General features: G+C 37.1%; 26 protein-coding genes and 1 pseudogene. 18 read left to right on the top strand and 9 right to left on the bottom strand.

What is annotated here, in order from left to right; genetic code table 11:
• The first annotated feature begins 7 nt into the window (after positions 1 to 7).
• From ONT18_RS10155 to ONT18_RS17340, 5 genes are all read left to right on the top strand, one after another.
• Entirely contained in the window at positions 8 to 1603 is a 1596-nt protein-coding gene (locus ONT18_RS10155; RefSeq protein WP_264905353.1) for a hypothetical protein, read from the top strand.
• Complete coding sequence (locus tag ONT18_RS10150; protein WP_117728853.1) at positions 1600 to 2223, top strand: hypothetical protein; 624 nt, start codon at positions 1600 to 1602, stop codon at positions 2221 to 2223. The genes ONT18_RS10155 and ONT18_RS10150 overlap by 4 nt, the downstream gene beginning before the upstream one ends.
• Positions 2210 to 2950, top strand: coding sequence for a S1C family serine protease (locus ONT18_RS10145; protein WP_264905350.1), 741 nt, complete (start codon positions 2210 to 2212; stop codon positions 2948 to 2950). The genes ONT18_RS10150 and ONT18_RS10145 overlap by 14 nt, the downstream gene beginning before the upstream one ends.
• A 232-nt stretch (positions 2951 to 3182) precedes the next feature.
• Complete coding sequence (locus tag ONT18_RS10140) at positions 3183 to 5288, top strand: M48 family metalloprotease (protein ID WP_264905348.1); 2106 nt, start codon at positions 3183 to 3185, stop codon at positions 5286 to 5288.
• Between the two features lie 291 nt (positions 5289 to 5579).
• Positions 5580 to 5780 (top strand): ADP-ribosylglycohydrolase family protein, encoded by a 201-nt coding sequence (locus ONT18_RS17340; protein ID WP_367398940.1) that lies wholly within the window; start codon positions 5580 to 5582, stop codon positions 5778 to 5780.
• A 123-nt stretch (positions 5781 to 5903) separates the two neighbouring features.
• Here the strand turns inward: ONT18_RS17340 and ONT18_RS10135 are convergent, their stop codons facing one another.
• On the bottom strand, positions 5904 to 6506 hold the full coding sequence (locus ONT18_RS10135; protein ID WP_153138782.1) for a hypothetical protein: 603 nt from the start codon (positions 6504 to 6506) through the stop codon (positions 5904 to 5906).
• Position 6507: 1 nt separating this feature from the next.
• Complete coding sequence (locus ONT18_RS10130; RefSeq protein WP_264905345.1) at positions 6508 to 6783, bottom strand: hypothetical protein; 276 nt, start codon at positions 6781 to 6783, stop codon at positions 6508 to 6510.
• Positions 6784 to 7575: 792 nt separating this feature from the next.
• Here ONT18_RS10130 and ONT18_RS10125 point away from each other — a divergent pair.
• Together ONT18_RS10125 and ONT18_RS10120 are read left to right on the top strand one after the other, a co-directional pair.
• On the top strand, positions 7576 to 8643 hold the full coding sequence (locus tag ONT18_RS10125; protein ID WP_264905343.1) for an AAA family ATPase: 1068 nt from the start codon (positions 7576 to 7578) through the stop codon (positions 8641 to 8643).
• Positions 8640 to 9287: a DUF4276 family protein gene (locus tag ONT18_RS10120; RefSeq protein WP_264905341.1), complete on the top strand. Its 648-nt coding sequence runs from the start codon at positions 8640 to 8642 to the stop codon at positions 9285 to 9287. The genes ONT18_RS10125 and ONT18_RS10120 overlap by 4 nt, the downstream gene beginning before the upstream one ends.
• 215 nt (positions 9288 to 9502) lie before the next feature.
• Here ONT18_RS10120 and ONT18_RS10115 read toward each other — a convergent pair whose 3' ends face one another.
• The 5 genes from ONT18_RS10115 to ONT18_RS10095 all read right to left on the bottom strand — a co-directional run bounded on the left by ONT18_RS10115 (position 9503) and on the right by ONT18_RS10095 (position 11364).
• The gene (locus ONT18_RS10115) at positions 9503 to 10021 is read right to left on the bottom strand and encodes a hypothetical protein (RefSeq protein WP_264905339.1); all 519 of its coding nucleotides are present in this window, start codon (positions 10019 to 10021) and stop codon (positions 9503 to 9505) included.
• Positions 9997 to 10566 (bottom strand): hypothetical protein, encoded by a 570-nt coding sequence (locus tag ONT18_RS10110; protein ID WP_264905338.1) that lies wholly within the window; start codon positions 10564 to 10566, stop codon positions 9997 to 9999. The genes ONT18_RS10115 and ONT18_RS10110 overlap by 25 nt, the downstream gene beginning before the upstream one ends.
• A gap of 5 nt (positions 10567 to 10571) precedes the next feature.
• Complete coding sequence (locus ONT18_RS10105; RefSeq protein WP_144152985.1) at positions 10572 to 10946, bottom strand: hypothetical protein; 375 nt, start codon at positions 10944 to 10946, stop codon at positions 10572 to 10574.
• 74 nt (positions 10947 to 11020) lie between these two features.
• Positions 11021 to 11170, bottom strand: coding sequence for a hypothetical protein (locus ONT18_RS10100; protein ID WP_264905335.1), 150 nt, complete (start codon positions 11168 to 11170; stop codon positions 11021 to 11023).
• Positions 11167 to 11364 (bottom strand): hypothetical protein, encoded by a 198-nt coding sequence (locus ONT18_RS10095; RefSeq protein ID WP_264905334.1) that lies wholly within the window; start codon positions 11362 to 11364, stop codon positions 11167 to 11169. The genes ONT18_RS10100 and ONT18_RS10095 overlap by 4 nt, the downstream gene beginning before the upstream one ends.
• A 176-nt stretch (positions 11365 to 11540) precedes the next feature.
• Between ONT18_RS10095 and ONT18_RS10090 the strand changes: the two genes are divergently transcribed.
• The 6 genes from ONT18_RS10090 to ONT18_RS10065 all read left to right on the top strand — a co-directional run bounded on the left by ONT18_RS10090 (position 11541) and on the right by ONT18_RS10065 (position 16481).
• Positions 11541 to 12398 carry a hypothetical protein gene (locus ONT18_RS10090; RefSeq protein WP_264905332.1) on the top strand — a complete coding sequence of 286 codons (858 nt, stop codon included), beginning with the start codon at positions 11541 to 11543 and terminating at the stop codon, positions 12396 to 12398.
• 190 nt (positions 12399 to 12588) lie between these two features.
• A complete protein-coding gene (locus ONT18_RS10085; RefSeq protein ID WP_264905330.1) occupies positions 12589 to 12858 on the top strand; it encodes a hypothetical protein in 270 nt (89 codons plus the stop codon).
• 18 nt (positions 12859 to 12876) lie between these two features.
• On the top strand, positions 12877 to 14118 hold the full coding sequence (locus ONT18_RS10080; RefSeq protein WP_264905328.1) for a hypothetical protein: 1242 nt from the start codon (positions 12877 to 12879) through the stop codon (positions 14116 to 14118).
• 80 nt (positions 14119 to 14198) lie between these two features.
• Entirely contained in the window at positions 14199 to 14960 is a 762-nt protein-coding gene (locus tag ONT18_RS10075; protein ID WP_264905326.1) for a hypothetical protein, read from the top strand.
• A 101-nt stretch (positions 14961 to 15061) separates the two neighbouring features.
• On the top strand, positions 15062 to 15499 hold the full coding sequence (locus ONT18_RS10070; protein ID WP_264905324.1) for a hypothetical protein: 438 nt from the start codon (positions 15062 to 15064) through the stop codon (positions 15497 to 15499).
• A gap of 202 nt (positions 15500 to 15701) precedes the next feature.
• Positions 15702 to 16481, top strand: coding sequence for a hypothetical protein (locus tag ONT18_RS10065; protein WP_264905322.1), 780 nt, complete (start codon positions 15702 to 15704; stop codon positions 16479 to 16481).
• Positions 16482 to 16703: 222 nt separating this feature from the next.
• On the opposite strand, the gene ONT18_RS10060 is transcribed toward ONT18_RS10065, so the two are convergent.
• Together ONT18_RS10060 and ONT18_RS10055 are read right to left on the bottom strand one after the other, a co-directional pair.
• Positions 16704 to 17750 carry an IS110 family transposase gene (locus tag ONT18_RS10060; RefSeq protein WP_007896893.1) on the bottom strand — a complete coding sequence of 349 codons (1047 nt, stop codon included), beginning with the start codon at positions 17748 to 17750 and terminating at the stop codon, positions 16704 to 16706.
• Between the two features lie 266 nt (positions 17751 to 18016).
• Positions 18017 to 19069, bottom strand: coding sequence for an IS110 family transposase (locus ONT18_RS10055; RefSeq protein WP_007896891.1), 1053 nt, complete (start codon positions 19067 to 19069; stop codon positions 18017 to 18019).
• A gap of 252 nt (positions 19070 to 19321) precedes the next feature.
• On the opposite strand from ONT18_RS10055, the gene ONT18_RS10050 reads away from it, so the two are divergent.
• The 5 genes and pseudogenes from ONT18_RS10050 (at position 19322) to ONT18_RS10035 (ending at position 22403) form a co-directional block, all read left to right on the top strand.
• Complete coding sequence (locus ONT18_RS10050; RefSeq protein ID WP_264905320.1) at positions 19322 to 20683, top strand: leucine-rich repeat protein; 1362 nt, start codon at positions 19322 to 19324, stop codon at positions 20681 to 20683.
• A gap of 35 nt (positions 20684 to 20718) precedes the next feature.
• Positions 20719 to 20850, top strand: a pseudogene (locus ONT18_RS17405) (DUF6939 family protein); the annotation flags it as partial.
• A 75-nt stretch (positions 20851 to 20925) separates the two neighbouring features.
• Positions 20926 to 21267, top strand: coding sequence for a hypothetical protein (locus ONT18_RS10045; protein ID WP_264905319.1), 342 nt, complete (start codon positions 20926 to 20928; stop codon positions 21265 to 21267).
• Positions 21268 to 21274: 7 nt separating this feature from the next.
• Entirely contained in the window at positions 21275 to 22210 is a 936-nt protein-coding gene (locus ONT18_RS10040) for an ADP-ribosylglycohydrolase family protein (RefSeq protein ID WP_264905317.1), read from the top strand.
• A 22-nt stretch (positions 22211 to 22232) separates the two neighbouring features.
• Positions 22233 to 22403 carry a hypothetical protein gene (locus ONT18_RS10035; protein ID WP_264905315.1) on the top strand — a complete coding sequence of 57 codons (171 nt, stop codon included), beginning with the start codon at positions 22233 to 22235 and terminating at the stop codon, positions 22401 to 22403.
• The last annotated feature ends 112 nt before the right edge of the window (positions 22404 to 22515 follow it).

The following is a 22515-nucleotide window of genomic DNA, read 5'->3' as shown; positions in this document are numbered from 1 at the left end:
GATAAATATGAAATTTATAGTTCCTATAATTGTTTTAGGTATAATTATGCTTCAGTTCTATTTCTTTGTAAAGAACTTAAAGCGTATGCATCAGTTCCGAGACATCTTTATGAAAAAAGGTACTTGGGACATATCACATGACAGAGACTCTGGTTTTGTCAAAGGAATATATGGTCAAGGAAATATAATATTCTCATCGATCAAGGATTCCATCAACAAGTATTTGAACAATAGTGTTGGCTCAGTCATAGACTATAATTTGTTAAAGGATGCTGTTGATAGGCATTGTGAAACGGTAGAAGAGGATATATCTACTCAAACACCTGTACCATTGTATTGTGGACTCGCTGGTACAATGTTAGGTGTTATCATAGGTCTTGGTTCTTTGTTGTTTACTGATAGTATAACATCTCTGATGACCAATTCGTCAGCTCAACAGTCTGCTTTTTATTCTGCAGCTGATGGTGTGAGCGATTTGCTTACGGGTGTAGCTTGGGCAATGGTTGCTAGTATCTTTGGTATTGGTCTTACAACATTAAATTCCTTGCTCTTTAAAAAGTGTAAATTGCAAGAGGAAAGTGGTAAAAATGAATTTTTGGCATGGATGCAATCTGTGTTGTTGCCAGAGTTACCATCCGATACTTCTGATGCATTGAATAAGTTGGTGAAGAATCTGAACCGATTTAATAATACTTTCTCTTCAAATACTCAAGAATTGGGAGGGACTCTTTCTAAAGTAAATGAGTCTTATAAGTTTCAGGCAGACATCATCCAGAAAGTTCATGATATGGATGTCATGAAAATGGCTACAGCGAATGTCAATGTATTGAAAGAATTGAAGGGATGTACTGAAAAATTGGAGGATTTCCAGTATTATCTGAATAGTGTAAAAGGATATACTACTGCTATAGAAAAGTTTAATGAGCAATTCTTTGCAGAAAGTGATCGTTTGCATGTCCTTGAGGAAATAAGAGATTTCTTCATTCGAAATAAGGCTGAGATAGCAAAGAATCTGACAGACGAGACTGATGCTTTAAAGACGGCTCTTAAAACTTTGCAGAATACTTCTGTAACTAATATGGCTGAATTGGAAAAGGTCTTGACTGATGAGGTTGATACTTTTAAAACGATTAATAAGCAGTTGCTTGATCAGTTCACTAGTCAGTTGGAGGCGTTCCCAAAGATGAATAAAAATTTGGAAGCTATTTCGCAGATACCTTCTGCTTTGACAACTTTAGCTAACAAAATTGAGAAAAATAACTCGATTGCAATAGAGAAGATAAATAAAAAGGTAGAGAGAATCGAATTCTTGGCAACGACCACACCTGAAGGAAGTCGTAAAGAAGCAAGATTCCCTGCATGGGGAAAGTTGTTATTGGTAATGTGTGCTATTATGTTCTTTATCTCTTCTTTATTCATGGGGTATTGTTCTTATAGAATCATGAGTGATACAAGTGTCATGAGAAATGCTAATTCTCTTGATGAAGAAATGGTTGATTCTGTTTCTGATTCTTTATTGCATGTGGTAAAGCAAGAACCTGTTGATACTGTGGCTCAGCTGAAGCAAAATATAGTAAATAATAGAAAGGGTAATGTAGAATGAAACAAAAAGAGTCTTTCTTTTGGACAAGTTACTCTGATTTGATGACTAGTTTGTTCTTCATTATGTTGGTCCTTTTTGTTCTGGTGATTGTATTGTTGCATAAACGAATGGAAGCAACTGAGCGAGAATTGGCAGAAATCAAACTTGTTCAGAAATCGACAGAGGATTTGAGTAAGCAGTACTTTGAATATAATCCTTTTTATAAAAAGTATGTGCTTAAGGTGCATTGCTTTTTCGAAGAATTGCATTATGATATAGAAGAGTTGCCGGATGATACAAAACAGCAATTAGGGGCTGCTGGTGTTGAGATTCAAAAGTTCTTATCTAAACATAATGATAATAAGTATCTGTTAATCATTGAAGGACAAGCATCGAAAAACTCAGAGGCATGGACTGATCGTAATTATGATTTGAGTTTTGAGAGAGCTTATTCCTTAATGAAGTATTGGAAGGATGTATGTGGTATTAATTTTGGAAAAAACTGTGAGGTTCAAATTGCTGGTAGTGGAGATGGAAGATATAATATTGAAACAATGCGTGATAAAATGTATGAAGTCAACAATCAGCGTTTTTTGATTCACATTATTCCTAAAAATATTATTGAAGATGAAAAAAAGTAAGTTACTTATAGTACTTATAATGTGTTTATTTGTCTCTTGTGCTCACAAATCTGGGCATAAGAGACTTAATAGAAGTGCAGAGTCTGCAACAGAAAGGGAATCTGTAAGAACTCCTGATTCTGAAGATAACGTAACTTCTGCTACAGCAGAATATGGAGATAATAATGAAATCCTGAATGGCAAAACTATATTTAATAGATATGGAAATGCCGTGTTCATGGTCTTTACTACAGATGGTACAAATACCTATCAAGGTTCTGGCTTTTTCATAAACTCTCATGGATTGGCCGTTAGTAATTACCATGTTTTTAAGGGTACAGCTATTGGTGCTGAGCAGATAAAACTGGTTGGGAGTGATACTGCATATAAGGTTTCGAAAGTTGTTAAGTCTGATGAAGAGGAAGATTTTATCTTGTTCTTCGTCGATGTTGATGATGTTCCTTATATACCGTTAGCTAAAGAAAAGCCAAGTGTTGGCGATAAGGTTTATGCTATAGGTAGCCCTAGAGGATTAGAGAATACATTCTCTTCAGGAGAAGTATCGCAATGGCGTGATACCAATTTGATGCAAATTAATGCATTGATAGATCATGGAAGTAGTGGTGGTGCTTTAATCAATGAGTATGGTGAAGTTGTAGGGGTTACATCTGGAACTTTTTATGATGGTTCGCAAGCAAATTTAAATTATGCTTGGAGTATTGACGCTATTAAACCTTATCTTAAGTAGTTATGATACATTCAATTTTTCAAATAATACTGGGGTATCTGCTTTGGAAGTATTTTCCTTCTTGGATTAGGCTGAGAGATTCTAAAACGATAGATCATTATATTATTGTCGGTTTGTCTTTAGTTGGCATTTTGATGATAATTCTTGGTGTATTTCATTTAGTTAGACTCTTTTTTACATGGTAATGATGTTTTGTTGTCTTGCTTAATTATATCATAAAAACAGAATTCTTATGAACAGCGAGTTGAATAAGCAGTGTACTATTGTTCTGTTTAAGATAGTACTATTTTTCTTAAGCTATTTGTTACTGGTAGCTTTTGGGTGTGTGTTTGTATATGTAGCATACTATTGTTTTATGAATTATGGATTGCCAGGTATCATGGATAGCTATGATTCTGGTGAGTTCTTCTTGTTATTATGTACTGTTCTTTTGGTAGCATTCCCTTGTTGTTTTCTTTTGCTGTATGGATTATATCCGTTGAAATTTCTTTTGCGAAAGAGTAATAAGAGTGATTCGTCAAAAGTAGAAGTGACAAAAGAGAAGATGCCAAAGTTGTTTGCTTTAATAGAAGAGGTCGCTAAGGCGACTGGATGCAAAATGCCTTTGCATGTGTTCTTGTCGAATGAGGTAAATGCTTCTGTATTTTATAACAACACACTTCAATCAATATTTTTCCCGACACGAAAAAATCTAGTGGTCGGCTTAGGATTATTTGTCAATACAAATACGGAGGAGGTAAAATCGATAATTGCTCATGAGTTTGGGCATTTTGCTCAAAGTTCAATGAAGATAGGTTCGGTTATTTATTATCTGAATACCGTGATGTATGATATGGCATTCCAGGAAGATAGGTGGGATGCTTGGCTAGATAAATATTTCCGAGGATTGATGAATCTCTGTAGATTTGGAGGTTGGTATGGGGTGATTGGGCAAATTGTGCTTTTTTTATTGTATCATATCCTCGTGTTTGTCAAGGATGTGCTGCGTTGGATGTATAAGTTCGTAAATCGTTCTTACTATTCTCTTTCTCGCCAAATGGAGTTTGATGCAGATAGAGTAGCTTGTAGTATTGTTGGAAAAGATATGTTCGTTTCGGCAATGATAAAAGTGAGTTTCGCAAGCGTAGCAGAAAGTAATGCCGTAGCATTATGGAGACGCTTGCTTTCTGTTGGAAAGTATGCGCATTTTTATGATGTTTTTGCACAATATGAAAAAGTCAAGGCTGAAGAACTATGCACAACGATTTCATACGACAAGATAGAGACATGCCTGGATGATTTCGATGAAGAACCATCGGAGATAACATTTACAAATCTATATTCGGACCATCCTTCTGAGGCTGAGAGAATAGAGAAAGTGCAAAGTATGCCTTCAAAACAGGAACTTCATCTTCAAAAAGCATGGGATGTATTGAGCGTATCCTCTGTTGAGGAATGGGAAAAAATATTCCTTTGCACAAACACAAATGAAACTCAACGCCAGGCCTTAATGAAAACGAATACTCTGTCAGAAACTGATTTGGTAGAATGGATCAAACAAGATTATGAAGGTGTATGCTTACCAAAATTCTATCGGCCTTTCTTTGAAATGATGGGACGTTTTGACCTAGATTCTTTGGATGTTGATAAGAAAACGCAATATCCTTTTACTGAAGCTAATAGAACGATAATGAAAGCTTATAAGATGGAAATCAAAGATGCACAAATTATGCATCAACTACAGTTGCAAGACGAAATAAAATATGCTACTTATCGGGGAAAAGTATATGCAGTAAGTGATTTGCCATGTGAAGAAAAGGATGCGCAAGTAAAAGAACTTAGTCAAAAACATTGTGCTATTCAGCAACAAATGTATTCTTATCTTGCTGCAAATTCGGAAGATAGTGTTAAGGCGATGTATGAATACTTGTTTGCTGGTATGAATGCTATAGATAGCCTTAATGCTCTTGATGAAGATATAGATAAATTAAGAGAGCGCTATATGCATCCTTACGATGATGACGAGGAGCCTGATGATTATTGTGATTTAAAGATAGAATTGGGAGGTATGGTTCGTCAAAAGTTGAAACCTATTATGTTGGATTGCAGTACAAGCTTTTTTGAGTTGTGTGCAAAGATGGGGTGTAACCAAGAAAGGCTTAATGCTATTGTTGTATTTGCTCAGTCCGAAACTCCTGATTATACAAATTATGACATCAAGGTGGTTTTGGCAGAAATCAATAGAATATTGGATTATCGTAAGGCACTTAAGGATGTTCTTATGGGTATGATTGGCTATATTAAAGGTGACTTGGTAAATATTGCTCAAAAAATAGAACAGGATAGTGAAGTAGTGTAATTTAAGCTATGGCAAGGCTTATATTTTTCATTTCTCTTACCTCCTCTGAACGGTATGGTGTAATCGGTATAGCATCATCGCCAGATATGGATGACTTTACGATTTGTTGGATTTATAAACAATAAAAAATGGAACAATACATGCTATAGTCTTTGAAGACAGAATATTGGAGGAAGAAGATGTGATAGGCATTGCCAGGCAATATGATGAGTGAATCGTTCCATTTATTGACTTGGCATATCATGAAGGACAGGCATCTTTGTGTCTGGATGACGAAAAGAATATGGGCTTATTGGCATTACTTCGTATAGAGAGGATATCCTGAAAATTGTTTTATCAGGCGGAGATGCGGATACCAATGCTGCAGTAGCAGGAGCTATCCTGGGTGCTAAATTTGGAAAAGACCAAATTCCTGAAGAATGGAGGGATGGTCTTCTCTATGCTTCTATGCTCCATAACAAGGTGCAGGAATTCTACGCAATGCTCCGATGAGAATTTCATCTCTGCTGTTCATAAAATATAATAGCGCTGTATCGGTGTGTTCGGTACAGCGCCATCAAAAAGTTCGTTTGTTGATTTAGTTTCTATAGTTGTACTCATATCATATCAATAACTCTAGAATAAATCAGCCAATACTATGGAGATGATTCCTGATGCAACAGCACTTAAAATCCATAGTAAGACTTGTAAAGCACGTCTTACTGTAAAATGTACACGAGCCCAGTGAACATCGGGAGCTGTTGTATCCATGAGAAGTTCCAATTCACTATATTTATTGTAGGCCTGCTGATAGATATCTAACGCTTCGCTAGTATTGATACTTTCTAAAATCTTAGCTTTACGTACAGCTCTTACTGCATCAGAGCGTAGAGATTTATATTTTGGATAAAAAGTGCCGTTTTGCAGCACAGTCAAATCCACATGTCTTGTTTGTTTTTCAAATAATAAAACCGAATCGTGAATAGATAAGTTCAAACACTTATAGCAGTCAAGTATAATTCTAAGTACATGACGTTCTGCTTTATGAATTTCGATATTTCTTTGCTCTGGAGTTATATCTTTAAAGTAGCATCGGGCAATATGGTCATGCAATGCACGTATTTCATTAAATAATGGTAACGGGAACTGTTCAGTCCTCGCTTCTACTTCTGCAATAAGCGGTTTGATAATCGTATTGTAGTCGTCATATAGTGCTATAATTTGCTTGCTATTATCCATTTTAAATTCGTGCTAAACGTTTGTCTATATCATCTTTTGAAACTAAACGTTTGAAAAACAAATAGACAGAACCTCTATTAACCATGTTTTTGAGAGAGAATGCTGGAGTTAGTTTTTTGCCAATACGAGCCTCGACAAGTGCATCTAACTCTTCCGCACTCATCTGCAATATCTCATCGTAAGTTTTTCCTAACTTCCGACTTAATGTTTCTCGTGTCTGTTCATTCAGTATATGCATAAAACTCATTCTTACATTAATTAATACAAAGGTAATCATTTTTCAGTTATCTTCCAAGTATTTTTTACGAATTTAACACAAAAATTTATCAATGCGTAATAATAACGCAGAATCCTGCTGGTATTACAGCCAGCAGGATTCTACGCTTTTCTTATATGTCGATTGCAAAATGAACTCAATTGAACTTAATAGAACTTTCTTGTGAATTCTTATTCAGCATTTGCCTGCTGCTCTGTCTCTGTAGTCTCCTGTTGCAGAGTTGTCTCCTCCTGAGTATTCTCTTGTGGAGTTTCCTGAACGGTAGCTGGTTGCTCTGCCTGGGTGTTCTCTTCTGTTGCTACATGGGTGTCTTCTTCTCTACGCTTAAGAAAAAAGGTATCATAAAAATAATAGATGGAAAGAGGTGAATCTTAGTCGTAGTTTAGTCAAACTTAGTCGAATTTTTTGTCAAACTTAGTCGAACTTAAGCTAGTTGCTTTGTGGTAATGCTTTGATAGTCAGTTGTTTGTTGCGTGATTAAACTTAGTTGCGCTTTTAAACGTTTAGTCGAACTCAAAATATAGAATATAATATTGAGTCTACCTATGCCCCGATAAGATGACGATAGTATTGTATCGGTGTGTTCGATACTGTGTCCTTTCCATTAGACTTTTGGGGAATCATGGAGAAGAGGGTAACGAGTATTGTCGCTTTGGAAGATTTTCCTTGTTTTTCAATTAGTAATAGATAAATATAGCTTAATTTTGCGAGTAAAACAAAAGTTTTGAATAAATAATTTGGTAAATACACTTAAAAAGTGTACCTTTGCTTTTATTTGAATGAAACTATAATATGGACTCGATAAGAATATTTGGATATAAGTCTTTTAAAAAGTTATCAGTTCAACTGCATCCTATCAATCTCTTGATAGGTGCCAATGGGGCTGGTAAGAGTAACTTCTTGTCTCTTTTCGAGATGTTAGGCAACATCTATGAGAAGAGATTAGGGGCGTATGTCGCTCAAGTTGGTGGAGTAGATAAATTACTCTATCAAGGCAGAAAAGTTACCGATCGTATAGCTGTAAACTTGCTAATAGCTAAGAGTGAATATGACTTGGCTTTATTGGAATCTGATGGTAAACTCATTGTAGAAAGAGAAGTTGTTGGTTGTTATGATGATGTTTGTCCTTTAGATTTAGTGAGGAAAAATGTTATAACGGAGTTTCAGAGCGAATCGAGTTTAAAAGACCATAAAGAGGAAGATTTATCTAATTATATCTCCCAAATCCGCAAGTTTCACTTCCACGATACAGGTCGCCGTTCTCCATTTACGGCTGATAGCCATATTGTGAACGATGCTTATCGTATGTATGAGCATGGTGAAAATCTGGCGGCTATCCTCTATCGTATTCAGCGAGAGAAGCCTGTGGCTTATCGTCGCATCATCCGCGTCATTCAGAGTGTGGCTCCCTATTTCTCGGACTTTTATTTCCAGCCAACCGAAGCCGATATGGTGCGCTTGCAATGGCAGGATAAGTATAGCTCTATGATTTACGGACCGACCGACTTGTCGGATGGAACCATTCGCTTTATTGCCTTGACCGTGCTCTTTATGCAGCCATGGTTACCACGAGTTATCATCATTGATGAGCCAGAGCTTGGTTTGCATCCTGTGGCTATCGAAAAACTTTCGGGTTTGATTAAGATGGCGGCACAAAAGGGCACGCAAGTTATCGTTGCAACTCAGAGTGCTGAACTAATCAGTAACTTTGAACCAGAGGATGTCTTGACTGTTAATCAGAACGAAGATGGTACAACCATCAATCGGCTGAATAGCGAAGAATTGGCACATTGGCTTGAGGATTATACACTTGGTGATTTGTGGAAACAAAATATAATGAAAGGAGGTCAGCCACGATGAAACGACTAATCATAGTATGTGAGGGTACTACGGAACAAGAGTTTTGTACAGAAGTGCTTGGGGTGGAGTTTGCTAAGCATGATATTTATGTGGAAGCCCCTGTCATCAAGCACTCGCATGGTGGTATAGTTCCTTGGGCCACCATCAAAAAGCAAATATTGAATCATCTCCAAGAAGGCGATGTCTATGTCAGCATGTTAGTGGATTACTATGGCATCAAAGACCAGTTCGGGTTTCCTGGATGGGAAGAATCTAAGGAGATAGTGGATAAGACGGAGCGTATTCATTTCTTGATAGATAGAATGGCGAAGGATATTTCTGAGCAATATCGCTTTCGCTTCATTCCATACATACAACTTCATGAGTTTGAGGGATTGCTGTTCAGTGATGTGAGTGCATTCTTGAATAGTTTTGAGGAGAGTGAGTTTGATTATGCAGAGTTGCAGGCTACGGCAGAGGCTTTCCAATCGCCAGAGCTTATCAACAATAGTCCTGAGACAGCTCCGTCCAAACGATTGATAGCTGCTATTCCTGATTATAATAAGGTAGTTGTTGGCATTTGTGTTGCTATGGACATTGGTTTGGAGAAGATTCGTGAGAAATGCCCTTTGTTCAATGAATGGATAGAGCGATTGATGAAGTGATACTTGACGAGTTTTACTGGGGCTATTAAGCAAGAATCCTGCTGGCTGTGATGCCGGCAGGATTCACTTTTCATAAACCGAACCTAAAAGTCTACCTTGTAATTTCTATCTATGCAATATCTATTGTAACCTGAATAAGTCTAGATTGCACTGGGAGGGGGCATAAGTCTATGGCGCAGTACGACCATTACCCTTTATGTCGTATGACAACAATTTTAATCTTCTATGACAACAGATTTCCATTCTAAGAGTTTCCTGTCTAGTATAATCTTCTTAGCTTCGCCTCTTTTACCATCTATATAATAGTACTTGGCGAGTGACTCGTCAAACTGGGATACGAAGGCGGCTCTTACTCGGGCGCACTTCTCTTTGATGGAATTGGAGAGGGGGTTGGTCAAGGCATCTATGCTCTGGCGAATCTTTTCTGCAGATAGATGCACAGGGCTTTCCTGCTTGGCGCAAATGTCGAGATAGATGGTGTGTAGCTCTTCTCGATAGTCGGAAAGGCTCTTGAATACGATGCCCTCCTCATGGCGCAGGAAGAGGATGAATACAGCTTTTACCAATGGCTCCATCTTGATTTGCATATCATGATAATCGGGCAGGATGATGTCGTATTTCTCCGTGATAATCAGTCGGCTCAACTGCTTCTCAGGGAAGAGATACTGCTTGAGCACCCATTCGCTCACACCCCTAAGTTGTAGGTCTCTCACTTGGTGATATACCTCCCGCATTTTTTCTTTACATCTTCATCAAAGGTTTCGTCTGCTGGCAGCTGTGGCTTGTAATCACTTAAGGTGAATTCAGGGACAGAGCTACAGAATACGTTGGCACTGGAGAGTTGCTTGTCTAGCAGCTTCTCCATCTGTGGCATCAAGTCGGCATCCTCCTGAATGGATATTGGAAAGGCATTTACATAGTCTATGCCGTCCTCGCTTCTTTCGTATTGCATGATGCAAGGAGGCAAATTCTCGGCATCTTTCTTTTCATCAAGAAGTTGCAGAAGAATGTCGGAGGTGGCAGCCTGTGAAAAATCCCCCTTCGTCATCTGTGGAAAATTGTATACGGCAGCATCCCTTATCTCATGCATCAGATAAGGGAAATAGATGAAGTTGATGGATTCCTTCCACAGCAGCTTTCGTATCTCTTCCAAATGGTTGATGATGGAAAGATTCAACTGCTCATTGTATCCTTGCTCCACGAAGAACACATAACCACGCCACTGAGTGGGGAAGTTCCTGAACCTCAGTGCCTTTACTTTTCTTGTTTTACCAGCCATATTTCTTACTTAATTTTCTCTATCAAGATATCTTTCCATTGCCCATATAGGTCGTAAGGGTCTAACTGAGAAAATATCTCAGTATATGTATCCTTAACAATAAGGAAATTGCCACCTCCCATATAGTATGATTGCCAACCTTCAGGTGGCGTGGTACGGAATAAATCGCAGTCGCATGCCTGGAGGGTAGGGCAAAGCAATATGGCTTGTTCCCAACTGATGGTATAAGCAAAATTGGTGTGATATAGCTTGCCATCGGAAGTCACCATCCAAAGTCCACCCCCTTCTCCTTGCGCCCCTTCTCCTGCAAAGGAGAATGCGATAATGTCAAGATGTAGGTAATCCTTATAATTTTCAGAATTGATTTCTATTACATTCATAATCTTATCGAATTATATATTCGCAGCAAATATACGACAAATAGCAAGAATTGCCAAATATTCTGTGATATTTTTTATTTTTCTTTTCGATTTTTTGCCCGATGTACGAGATAGATGCCCAGGGCTAACCAGAATGCTGGCCCAAACACACTGTTGCCATTGATGGCAGCGCCTAGAAAGGAGGCACTGCCTAGGATGACGCAAAACCAGCCGAATCCTTTCATAATTCCTGTTCCTTTTTGCCCTCAATCTCTGTTTCGTCCAATTTCTTGGAGCATAATACTGCTATCAGTCCAATAATGGCATTGATGAGTGATAAGCCGAATGCCCAACCAAATCCAATCTTTCTCTTTCTGCCGAGGCAGCCGATGCCGAATGCTATCGCAATCGCAATTACAAATAATACTAATCTGTCCATACTCTAGTTCGTTTGAAAATTTTGGGGGCAAAGATAGTGTAAAATCTGATAATCAGCAAATCTTTTAGCTCCACAAGCCTTGTGGAGGTGTGCTTTTCTCTAGGTAATACATCTGTATTCAAGAAAAGAACTAACTTTGCCATCTCATAAAGTATTAATTTAAAAAGGTTATAACTATGGTGATACCATTTTTATCAATATCTCATCATGTAAGAATTGCAATGTCAAGTCTGTTGCTTCTATTGACAAATGTAGCTTACGCAGGGGTTGACTGGACGAGATATGATGATGCTCCAACCAGTGTCAATGCAATGCCATTAGACGAAGATGATTATCAAAAGGAAATCATCGCGAAATTTGGTGACTTGTATTTTGATTCATCAGAAAATCCAGAGGAGACAACTTCAGGGATGGCAATGTGGTGTACCCAACAAGAGAAACGATACAAGAACAATATAGCAGCTTATTCTGCTAAGCTGGGTAGTCTGCCATTGCAGCCAACATTGAAAGACTGCCTTAAGCAGGAGACTGATTGCTGGAACAAGTTGCAGGCTTCGCTTAATAAGTTTGATGCCATGTATCTCAGATTGTGTTATTATACTGGTGGTACGATGGGGATTATCTGTCAAGCAGATGCGCCTATGAACATCGCTTATATCCGAATGGCTTGCCTGAAGGATGATTATGAATTGTTCACCAATAAGCAAGAGCCGTCATTTGCAAAGATGAAGGTTATTGATACTTCGGTTTGGAGCGAAGAGTTACACCAGGCACTGGCCTCTGTTAAATACGAAACTCAGGACAAAGAGTTGATTAAGTCTTATGGTAGTGCATTAGAATACAAACAACTGTATTGTCAACTGGAGAAATATGCAGTTGATACCAAGACTTTGCTGGCAAGATGGGTGACTCAACGTAGAAACGCAGAGCAACTTCTTTCTGACTCACAACAAGGTAATTACAGAAATCATACTCTGATGGTTGTCAATGCTTTGGCATATCATTTATATAATAATAGAATGTTTGGGGAATAGTATGTGTTCTACATATTTATACTAGAGTATAAGCTTGATGTGTAAATATACTTCACAAACATGAATGATTAAGACAATAAAGTGAACAAAATAGCATTCTATATTAAATGAGGTGAAAAGACGAGCGAAGATTTGGTCGTATCGCAAGTCTTTTGTACCTTTGGGGCAAAACAATTAACAGAAAAAGTCAATGCAATATCCTTTGATATCAGAATATGTGAAAGCCATACAAGATGCTAGTAACAATCTTGATGAGTTGGCTCATTTGGTACCAGTGCTAGATGATCATGGTGAACCATATCGTAGCAGTGGTGCGTTTGCCGTCGTGTTTAAAATGAAAGATGAACAGACTGGGAAATGCTATGCCTTAAAGTGCTTTACTGAAGAACAAGAAGGTAGAGCTGAGGCTTATCGTAATATAGTCGATGTGGAGCAAAGTTTGGGGGTGCTTTTTTATTAATTATCAAAATGTACAATTATGAAGACTTATATAATAAATGAGTTTAGACGTTTAAAGTCTATAGCCAATAAAAAGGATTTTGTTTCTTTTGTGCAAAATTCTGAATGGATGGTTTTTAATGAAGACAAGGATGAAATAGAAAAATTTATCTTTGTTGATAAAGACAATGTATTGATATCCTTTAACGGGAAGTCGCAATATGCAAAGTGGCAATTTTTTCCTGTTAATTTTTCTCTTATATTGGATACTAAAAGAGAAAAAATCTTGTTTAATATTCTTTTTTTCAATACAGATATAATTGTGTTAAATATAGATAGCACAAATTGTTTTTGTTTTTTGATTAATACGAAATCTAATAGTTTACAAGATGTTTCGTATGAAAAGATACAATGGTATCTTGTAAAAAAATGCAATATAGATATATTGTCAGAATTACAACGTGAGAAATATAAGCTGGAGATAAAAATTAGAAAAGAAAGACAAATAAAACGTGATAAGCTCATACAAAAGCGTAATGATAAGTATTTGTTTATAGGTTTTATTGCTTTTGTCGCAATCCTATTTTTGCTTTTTATTGGGAATGTAATATACAATTATATAGAATATTGGAAAAAGCATCCAAGATTATATACAACAGAAATCAAAAATCGAAAAGCGGTTGATTTAGGGTTAAGTGTACAATGGGCTTCTTGTAATGTTGGTGCAAACAATCCTGAAGAATCAGGTAATTATTATGGGTGGGGAGAACCTATTGGACAAGACGTTTTTGATGGGAAAGAACTTGTAGGAGATTTAAATAGTCGATTTCCATCACGTGATGCGGAAACATGTCCACCACTTTATATCACAAATACAAAGTACGATATAGCAAAAGTTAATTGGGGCGGAAAATGGCGTATGCCTACAAAAAAAGAATGTAGAGAACTTATTACAAAATGTAAGATTTATCTCACAGAATTAAATGGTAAAAAGGTGGCGAAAATAATAGGACCAAATAATAATTATATAATTCTTCCATCAGCAGGGTTTGTTGATGGAACTTCAGGAAATTGGATTTTGAAAGATAATGAATATTCAATATATTTATATACAGGTCAATTGTATTTTAATAACTGTTATCAATTTAATGACGATAATCCTGCTGCATATTTATTTATTGGTGAAACATACAATGACAATATGGATTTTGTTAGAAAAAGTAAAATAGATTGTATTGAAAGATATAGAATGCTTCAAGTTAGAGCTGTATGCGATAAATAATGAAATTCTATGAATCTTTAATTTCTAGTAAATATACTTGCCTAATATATTAAGCAAGAGTAACATTTTAGTAAATGGTTATGAAGACATATTTGTTTGAGACATTAAATCGCTATAAAAGGTTCTCGGAGAGCCTTGATGCGAAAGCTGTGCTTTCCAACAAAGCATGGATAGTTTTTAATGATGAAGGTGAAAAGCAAGTGTATATCTTTCAAGAGAATGGAACCGTATTGATAACAACGAACGGCATAGGTTCTGTTAAGACTTGGAAATATATACCTGCAAACAAGTCGATTCTTATCAAAGGTGACGGAAATAGTTTTGTGATGCTTCGTACCGCATTTGTTGACGAAAATATCCTAGCCTTCCAGTTGGATGGTACGGATAGATACGCTTTCATGATAGATGAAAACAACAAAGCGTTGTTTGCTCCAAAAACTTTGGAAGAACTAAATACATATTTAGTGGATAAACTAGATAAGGAAAAGCAGAAGCAGATTGAACAACAGAATAAAGACAATGAGCTTGCTGAAAAAGCTAAACAAGAAGCAAATCGCGAAAGGGCAGAGAAAATAAAGGCCGAGATACAAATAAAATACCAAGATCCCAAAAAGACAAAGGCTATATTCTTTGGTGTTTTAGGCTTTCTTCTTTATGTTCTAGCAGCAGATGCATGTTTGGGATTAAGAGATTGGCTTGGAAGCGTACTCACTTTAATATTTGCTATTGCATCTACTTGTTTTTGCATATATTATTCTAACCAAGGTGAACATGCTTTTGAACAAAAGATAAAGGAATATAAGGATGACAATCCTGATGATCCTTGTGTTGCATATTTATAATAGGGTATGAACTTGAGGCACTAAAGATGCTGCATCACTAGAGTTCGGATAAAATCTCGGAAGAGGTACCAGGTTTGTAATGGATACGTTAAAATTGATAAATGATGAAAAAATATATAATAAAAACAAGAATTAGGAATATCCGTTATGAAATGATAGATTACGAATATTCGTATAGTGTAGGTGAATTAGAACCCTTTTATCAGGGACTTGCTATCTTTAGAGGTCGTAATCTGTTTGAAAAGAATTATGACTACTATATAGTTAATGAAAATTTTGAAGATCATTTTTATAAGGTTTTTGTTGCAGAAAAAGATACAAATATATTTATTCAGAGAGATAAAAATATGTATTTCATTGTTTCTGCAATGGAAAAATGCAATTATAGAACATTTCCTGGTAAAGACAGAGAGACAGAATGGGATTTGCGTCCAATAATTCTTGCTGTTTTAGATCCTGGTGGAAATCTCCTGTCAAAAGATGATATGCAAGTCTATATAAAGTCGAATGTAATTATTCCTTATTCTTCTAATAAATAGAATTAAGGTTCATGGACTAACTGAAGTTGCAGATGGGAAAGATGCGAGTGCTGTAAAAGGTGTAAAGGCTAAGTGGTCTTACTCTGCATACAAATAATCTTAAAAAACTAGTTTGACTAATTTTGTTAGCTGAGATTTATGTAACTTTGCATCTGGATAAACCAGAATGGTTTTGGAGTCCATTAAAACAAAAAAAATAATTATGAATAAATTTATGAATTATAAAAAGTGGACGAGGCATAAGAAAAAACTGTGCCATAGAAGAAAGCAAACTTTAAAATGTATTGTTCCTTTTCGGATTATACCAGATACCAATATTTGGTATAAACTTGGTACGGATGAATGTTTGTTTATGCATGTGAAAGACTATCTTTTCCCAACCTATGTAAATTTATGGGAATTGACTAATACGGGTAGTTTGGTTAGTAAGTTCTCTGTGGTAAGGCGAGCAATTCAAAAGATGTTGCAGTGTAAAGATCTGTTACTTTTTGTAGAGCCTTTGAAATATCTAATAGAATTGTCAAATAAGAATTGTAGTCTTGGTAGAAGGGAATATGTGAAGCAGTTGTTTCTTATGGCTCAAAAAGTATCTGATGGTGCGGCTATCAAAGAGGAACTGCAATCTGAATTTGAACTTTATATAAATAAAGCAAAAGAAGAAATGCAGAATGTAGGAATTAAGGTTAATGAGATGGCTGTTGAATGTAAAATGAAAATTAAAAATAATCAAAAACATAGAAAATTATTAACTTTACCTATAGTGTATCAACTCGTGAATTCTTGGGCTGATACAGCAACCAATGGACGGTATAAGTTGAAAAAATATATATTATCTAATAACGAGTTGTTTTTTAAGGTGTTGGATTATTATTTTAAATGTTTAGAGGTTGGTCAGTATAAATGGCAACGTAATGACCTTTTCGATTTGTTCAATATGGCATATGTCAGAAAAGGAGATAAATATTGGACTCATGATTCCTAAGACATCACCAAATTTTTGAGAGCTTTTTTGTGTTAAAATAAGCAAAATAGCCCCCAGAAAGCATATAGTCATACCTACCCCTGTAGCAGAAGAAGACATTTTTTGACTTTTCTGTTACAAAAAAAACGATACGGAACTCTTTCTTTTAATAGCTTTTTGCTCGATTCCTAATTAGTTATCCGTATCTGTCCTCACAAGACTATAAGAGACAATGGTACATTGTCATAGTTCACTTGCTTTGGACTTTTCAATATGTAAGTTCTTTCTGTCGTCAGAGGTGTTCAACACTTCCCATTTTCTCTTTTGCTTGCCTATGGCAAACATTCTGCAAATGAGCTTAAACTTGACGGCATTCAATGCCTTACGCTTAGTATCAGAATCTTTTCTGCCTCCTAACTTTCGATTATAAAACATTTGCATTTCCACATCGTACTCAACAGCTCTCAATGCCGCCATAGACAGGTCAGCTTTCACTTGACCGTTACAGTGTGCGGAAGGTCGGGCACGCCATTTCACACTGGTACCAGAAGTGTGACTGCATGGAGCTACGCCAACATATCTCGCATATTGCCGAGCTGTGTCAAAAGCGGTAAAGTTTCGTGTGATGGCAATTATGTTTGTTGCATTGACAAAACCAATTCCTGGTATCGTCAACAGATTCTGAAAAGTGTCAAAGACATCTTCCTCCTTGGACATTAATTCACACTCTTCCTGATCTATCTTCTCAATGTCATGATTGAGCTTTTTAATGTAGCTCTCATACATGGCAGAATCCTCTTTCGTTTCAAACATCTGCATTCGGTTCATAAAGTTTGTCCGTTGCTCCACAAGGAACTTACGCTCATTGACAAGTTGCTTCAATTGTTGCATAGCCTTGCTTGGCAACTTGTATGGCTTGGCACATTCCGTGCCATCATAACGATAGAGGAAGTCAGCTATCTTTGCAGAGTCATTCTTGTCTCGCTTATCTATTGTCCCCATAGGATGATGTTTTACTATACGTGTACTAAGCATACAGAAAGAGTAATTCTTGGACGTGAGGAATTTTTCCAAGTCCAAGGAGTAGCAACCTGTAAATTCCATGCCAAACAGGGCTTGGGAAAGTACCACACGGCTCTTTTTGAGCCATGAGCACATATCGCCAAATCCCTTGCGAGTGTTGTTGAACACCTCATGAGGGAACATTTTGATGTTGGTGTCCTCACGAAATATAGATACATCTATGACATTTTTAGAGATGTCAATGCCTACAAATGATTTATTTTTCATATCTTTGCACCGCTTTACGAAAGGAACTCTCTATGTCAGGATAAGCCAAATCTTTTAAAAGCTGGGACGGACAGCTAATTCCCTAAAAGGCACTGAGTCTGACATTTCGGGCAGAGGAGACTATATCAAGGGAAAGGGCTTTGCCTAAGATTAAAAAGTTCACTACCTCTGTCTGGAGTTCCTTCCTTTTGAGGATTCCTCGCAAAGGTAGTGCCAAAAGCAACCAAGAGACTCTATCATGGTATAGTGATGGTCTTAAAACACTGTTAGTTCACTCCTGGTTGCTTGTTTTTCCCATTTCGATAATTGTCCGTCTCCACATACGGAGTACCTCGTTTTATAACGGCAAACATACGGAGTATCATCTTAAACTTGATTGCATTAAACACTATTCCACTGCATTTCTCCTTTCTCTTGCGTTCCCAGTAATCTCTGATGTTCGGAATGTGCTGCATGCAAACCAAACAGGCAATGGACAAATCTGCCTTTGCCTGTTTAAAACCTTTCTTAGAGACTGACGAGCCTTTTCTCACAGATGTACCAGATTCTTTCTTGAAAGGAGCGACACCAATATAGCAAGCGTATTTACGTGGGTTATCTATTGCCATGAAGTTTTCGGTCAAGACAATGGTTTCAAGTGCGACAACACGCCCAATACCAGGTATTGATGTCAGCAGGGAAAAGTTCTTGCTGATGTCCGCATCTTCTTTTATGTACATGTCAATTTCATTGTCTATGCCTTTAAGTGCATCATTGAGCGTTTTAAGTTGCCCATTCTTACGTTCCACAGACAAATCTGTGTCATACGCACATATATCATGAAGCTGCTGCTTGTAAAGGACTGACTGCTTGACTGTCTGCTTGCGTTCCGCCAAAAGCCTCTTCAACTTAAAATATACAGGAGAAGGAAGTTTTGATGGGTTGCGAAGAATCTTTCTGTGGTTCTGCTCACAGTAAATGGCTATGCGGAAAGAATCAAGCTCGTCAGTCTTGATGCGGTCGAGCGAACGCAGTCCATCATCCAAGTCTGGCTCAAAGCGATGCATCTTGCGAGGTTCCACCATCCTATAAATATAATGTTTCTCTTCCAACCACAGTCTAAAGTTTTGGGTGTAAAGTCCTGTATATTCCATACAGAACAAGACTATATCAAACCCCTTGCTTACCTTTGCCACCCATGAACCAATTTTCTTGAAACCTGCATTGTTGTTGCTCACCTTTATATGGGCTTTCTTCCAATCAATGCTTTCTCCGTCATAATAAGCAAGGTCGAGAGTCTGCTTTGAGACATCCACGCCTATGTAAAGTTCTTTATCCATAATTTTGACATTTAATAGTTAAATGGAATCAAGAAAGTTGGCTGGATTATATAAGGACTATGACATGAGAAAGGGCATACCTTGAAAGAAAGATAGTTCACCTTAACACCCATTAACCAAATATCCTAACTTGATTCCTGGGTGCAAAGGTAAAAGAAAAGAAATGGCTTAAACTGATAAAGGAAGCTGGTTGTGAGCAATATTTGTATATAGACGAAGATAGAAAAAAAGGAGAATAAAGAAGAAAGAGCTATGCAATATCCGTTAATTTCAGAATATGTTAGAGCCATACAAGATACTAGTAACAATCTTGATGAGTTGGCTCATTTGGTACCAGTGCTAGATGATCATGGTGAACCATATCGTAGCAGTGGCGCCTTTGCTGTCGTGTTCAAAATGAAAGATGAACAGACAGGGAAATGCTATGCCTTAAAGTGTTTTACTGAAGAACAAGAAGGTAGAGCTGAGGCTTATCGCCAGATTGCAGATGAGTTGGAGTTCGTAGATTCTTCTTATATTACTTCTGTAAAGTACTTAGACAAAGAAATCTTCGTAGATAGCAGTTGTGAGGAAGACGAATTTCCTGTTCTTCTGATGGATTGGATTGATGGTGAAACAATGGAGAATTACATTGCAGAAAACTATCAAGACAATTATGCCATGGCTATGCTTTGCTATCGCTTTTGCAAAATGGCTGCATGGCTACGTTCTCAGCCATTTGCTCATGGTGATATTAAGCCAGACAATATCATGGTTCGTCCTGATGGAAATCTGACTTTGGTAGATTATGATGGTATGTTTGTTCCTGCCATGAAGGGACAGAAGTCTCCAACATTTGGTACAAAGGACTTTTCTCATCCTTTGAGAACCGTCGATGATTTTGATGAAAGTATTGATGACTTTGCTTTGGCAAGCATCGCTTTATCCTTGAAAGCTATTTCATTGGAATCTTCTTTGCTTGATGAATATGGTGCTACAGATAGATTACTTTTCTCTGCTGAGGATTATCGTGACTTAAGTAAGAGTAAAATCATGTCTACTTTACAAGGCTTTATGTACGATGAAGATATAATGCACCTTCTTTCTATTTTTTTTATGGTATGTACAAAAAGAAAATTACCGAAGAGCGTTAATAGATATTTTAGGTTGCTTAATCGGTTAACTGAGAAAATGTTATCAGAGGTTACTGATGATGTTTGGAAAAACTCAATTGTTGATGAATATGGAGTAAGATATAGTAACGATGGGACTTTATTATTGTCAGGGTCTGATCTGTTGGTTGATAATTATTCAATTCGTCAAGGTACCAAGATGATATGTTTAAGTGCGTTTGACTTTAACCAAAAAATTAAATTTTTGAATATTCCTGATAGTGTTGAGTATATTGCGGATTCTGCATTTTCAGCTTGTATGAATTTGGTAGGTGTGTCTTGCCCAAAGTCTTTATCATATATTGGTGTCGGGGCCTTCGATAGTTGTGACTCTTTGCGATTAATATCTAATATAAATGAAAATGTAATAATTCGTGAAGGAGCTTTTCACGGATGTAAAAATATGGATATTTTTACTAAGCAAAGATTTGAAAAATCTTTTGGCAAGGAGGTGTTCGAATGATTATAGTAGAATCTAAACGAAGGAAGTGAGAGAATATCTTAAAGAAATATTCCGATGCAATTATTGCAGATGTGACGAGTCATGCGGAAGAAGATGACTTAATAAAGTTGAGTGCGTTCTATCCTCATGATGGTATACTAGGTCCTTTCCATTATAGTTTTCAAACAACTATCTTAGAACACTGTTTTACGAAATTGGCATGTCTCGGTAATCCGCCAAGATTGGTAAGCTGCAAAGACCCGTTGGAAGAAGAAGGCTTTAGAAATGGTGAAATTGTGTTAGATGGTTCGTCTGTAGTTTTTGCTGCCAGCGATGCTTTATCTCATTGTATTTTAATGATGTATGAGTTAGCTCATTATAAGGAATTTAGCGAAGAACTTGCAGAGGAATATCTAAAGCAGTCTGGTAATTCTCAATTACTAAAGACGGCAGAAACATTGAGGTCTAATTTCAAGAACGACGTTATTGATAAATTAATTCAAGCATCTGATAATCAATTGACTTTTGAGGAATATCTAAAAGGATTATATCACCAAGGAGTGATTGATATGGATGACTTTACGATTTGTTGGTTGTATGAATGAAAAAAATATGGAAAATGAAACTCTAAAAGAAAGATTCCTCGGCACAATCTTCGGGCAAGCTGTAGGAGATGCCTTGGGACTGAGCACGGAGTTTATGTCCAAGCAAGAGGTGGATCGTTTTTATCCTAATGGGATAGAGGACTATTCACAAATCGTACAGGATGATCATCGTCGTCGTTGGCAAAGAGGCGACTGGACTGATGATACCGATATGATGCTGTGTATCTTAGATTCCTTTGTGGCTTGTCAAAAGGTAGATATTCTTGATATTGCCAGAAGGTTTAAGGAATGGATGATGAACGGAGGCATGGGAATTGGTCGGCATACATATAATGTAATGGCTCTTGGCGACTATACTTCGAATCCACAGAAGGCTGCAGAGATTATCTGGAAGATGGGAAAGAAAAAAGCTGCAGCTAATGGGGCTGTCATGAGAACTTCGGTGGTAGGACTTCTGAAAGAAAATGTGGCTAGTAATGCAGAGAATATCTGTAGGCTAACTCATTTTGATCCACGCTGTGTGGGCTCTTGCGTTGTCGTTTCTTCTATTATACATGCTCTTGTCTTTGAAGACAGGATATTGGATTATGAAGAGGTGATTGGCATTGCCAAACAATATGATGAACGAATCGTTCTATTTGTTGACTTGGCATATTATGAAGGTCTGGATTCTTTGTGTCTGGATAATGAAAAGAGTATGGGATATACGCTCAGAACTTTAGGGGCAGCCCTATGGGCTTATTGGCATGCAACCTCGTATAAAGAGGGTATTCTGAAGATTGTTTTATCAGGAGGAGATGCGGATACAAATGCAGCAGTAGCAGGAGCTATCCTGGGTGCTAAATTTGGAATAGACCAAATTCCTGAAGAATGGAGGAATGGTCTTCTCTATGCTTCTATGCTTCATGACAAGGTGCAGGATTTCTACGCAATGTATCGCTAAAAGAAAGGATTCGATAATGAATGTGATGCAATTGAATACTGATATTTATAATAGCTTGGGCGTACTTTCTAATGACGAGAGCTATTTGGAAGAAGCCCTTGCTAGTATCAATCAGGCCTTTACGGAATTGAAGCTTCATCGCGAAGGAAAAATGGTTTTTATTCCTGCGGAGGATTTGCTTAATGAGTTATAGGATAGAGGTTGCACCTGAGTTTGCCCGTAGATTGAAGAATTTAAGTAAGCGCAGTCTGCATTAGAGTATAATAACGCAGAATCCTGCCGGCATTACTGCCAGCAGGACTCAC

Source organism: Segatella copri (assembly GCF_026015295.1).
Classification (GTDB): domain Bacteria; phylum Bacteroidota; class Bacteroidia; order Bacteroidales; family Bacteroidaceae; genus Prevotella; species Prevotella copri_C.
Note: the sequence above shows the minus strand (reverse complement) of the source record. Positions and strands in the feature narration are given on the sequence as shown.

Bases quoted from the DNA above. Each gene is read 5' to 3' on its own strand.
- ONT18_RS10070 (WP_264905324.1), top strand. From the start codon at position 15,062: ATGATGAAAAAATATATAATAAAAACAAGAATTAGGAATATCCGTTAT.
- ONT18_RS10065 (WP_264905322.1), top strand. From the start codon at position 15,702: ATGAATAAATTTATGAATTATAAAAAGTGGACGAGGCATAAGAAAAAA.
- ONT18_RS10075 (WP_264905326.1), top strand. From the start codon at position 14,199: ATGAAGACATATTTGTTTGAGACATTAAATCGCTATAAAAGGTTCTCG.
- ONT18_RS10155 (WP_264905353.1), top strand. From the start codon at position 8: ATGAAATTTATAGTTCCTATAATTGTTTTAGGTATAATTATGCTTCAG.
- ONT18_RS10105 (WP_144152985.1), bottom strand. From the start codon at position 10,946: ATGAATGTAATAGAAATCAATTCTGAAAATTATAAGGATTACCTACAT.
- ONT18_RS10110 (WP_264905338.1), bottom strand. From the start codon at position 10,566: ATGGCTGGTAAAACAAGAAAAGTAAAGGCACTGAGGTTCAGGAACTTC.
- ONT18_RS10135 (WP_153138782.1), bottom strand. From the start codon at position 6,506: ATGGATAATAGCAAGCAAATTATAGCACTATATGACGACTACAATACG.
- ONT18_RS10130 (WP_264905345.1), bottom strand. From the start codon at position 6,783: ATGATTACCTTTGTATTAATTAATGTAAGAATGAGTTTTATGCATATA.
- ONT18_RS10140 (WP_264905348.1), top strand. From the start codon at position 3,183: ATGAACAGCGAGTTGAATAAGCAGTGTACTATTGTTCTGTTTAAGATA.
- ONT18_RS10125 (WP_264905343.1), top strand. From the start codon at position 7,576: ATGGACTCGATAAGAATATTTGGATATAAGTCTTTTAAAAAGTTATCA.
- ONT18_RS10055 (WP_007896891.1), bottom strand. From the start codon at position 19,069: ATGGATAAAGAACTTTACATAGGCGTGGATGTCTCAAAGCAGACTCTC.
- ONT18_RS10085 (WP_264905330.1), top strand. From the start codon at position 12,589: ATGCAATATCCTTTGATATCAGAATATGTGAAAGCCATACAAGATGCT.
- ONT18_RS10090 (WP_264905332.1), top strand. From the start codon at position 11,541: ATGGTGATACCATTTTTATCAATATCTCATCATGTAAGAATTGCAATG.
- ONT18_RS10050 (WP_264905320.1), top strand. From the start codon at position 19,322: ATGCAATATCCGTTAATTTCAGAATATGTTAGAGCCATACAAGATACT.
- ONT18_RS10120 (WP_264905341.1), top strand. From the start codon at position 8,640: ATGAAACGACTAATCATAGTATGTGAGGGTACTACGGAACAAGAGTTT.
- ONT18_RS10060 (WP_007896893.1), bottom strand. From the start codon at position 17,750: ATGAAAAATAAATCATTTGTAGGCATTGACATCTCTAAAAATGTCATA.
- ONT18_RS10095 (WP_264905334.1), bottom strand. From the start codon at position 11,364: ATGGACAGATTAGTATTATTTGTAATTGCGATTGCGATAGCATTCGGC.
- ONT18_RS10100 (WP_264905335.1), bottom strand. From the start codon at position 11,170: ATGAAAGGATTCGGCTGGTTTTGCGTCATCCTAGGCAGTGCCTCCTTT.
- ONT18_RS10150 (WP_117728853.1), top strand. From the start codon at position 1,600: ATGAAACAAAAAGAGTCTTTCTTTTGGACAAGTTACTCTGATTTGATG.
- ONT18_RS10145 (WP_264905350.1), top strand. From the start codon at position 2,210: ATGAAAAAAAGTAAGTTACTTATAGTACTTATAATGTGTTTATTTGTC.
- ONT18_RS10115 (WP_264905339.1), bottom strand. From the start codon at position 10,021: ATGCGGGAGGTATATCACCAAGTGAGAGACCTACAACTTAGGGGTGTG.
- ONT18_RS10080 (WP_264905328.1), top strand. From the start codon at position 12,877: ATGAAGACTTATATAATAAATGAGTTTAGACGTTTAAAGTCTATAGCC.
- ONT18_RS10040 (WP_264905317.1), top strand. From the start codon at position 21,275: ATGGAAAATGAAACTCTAAAAGAAAGATTCCTCGGCACAATCTTCGGG.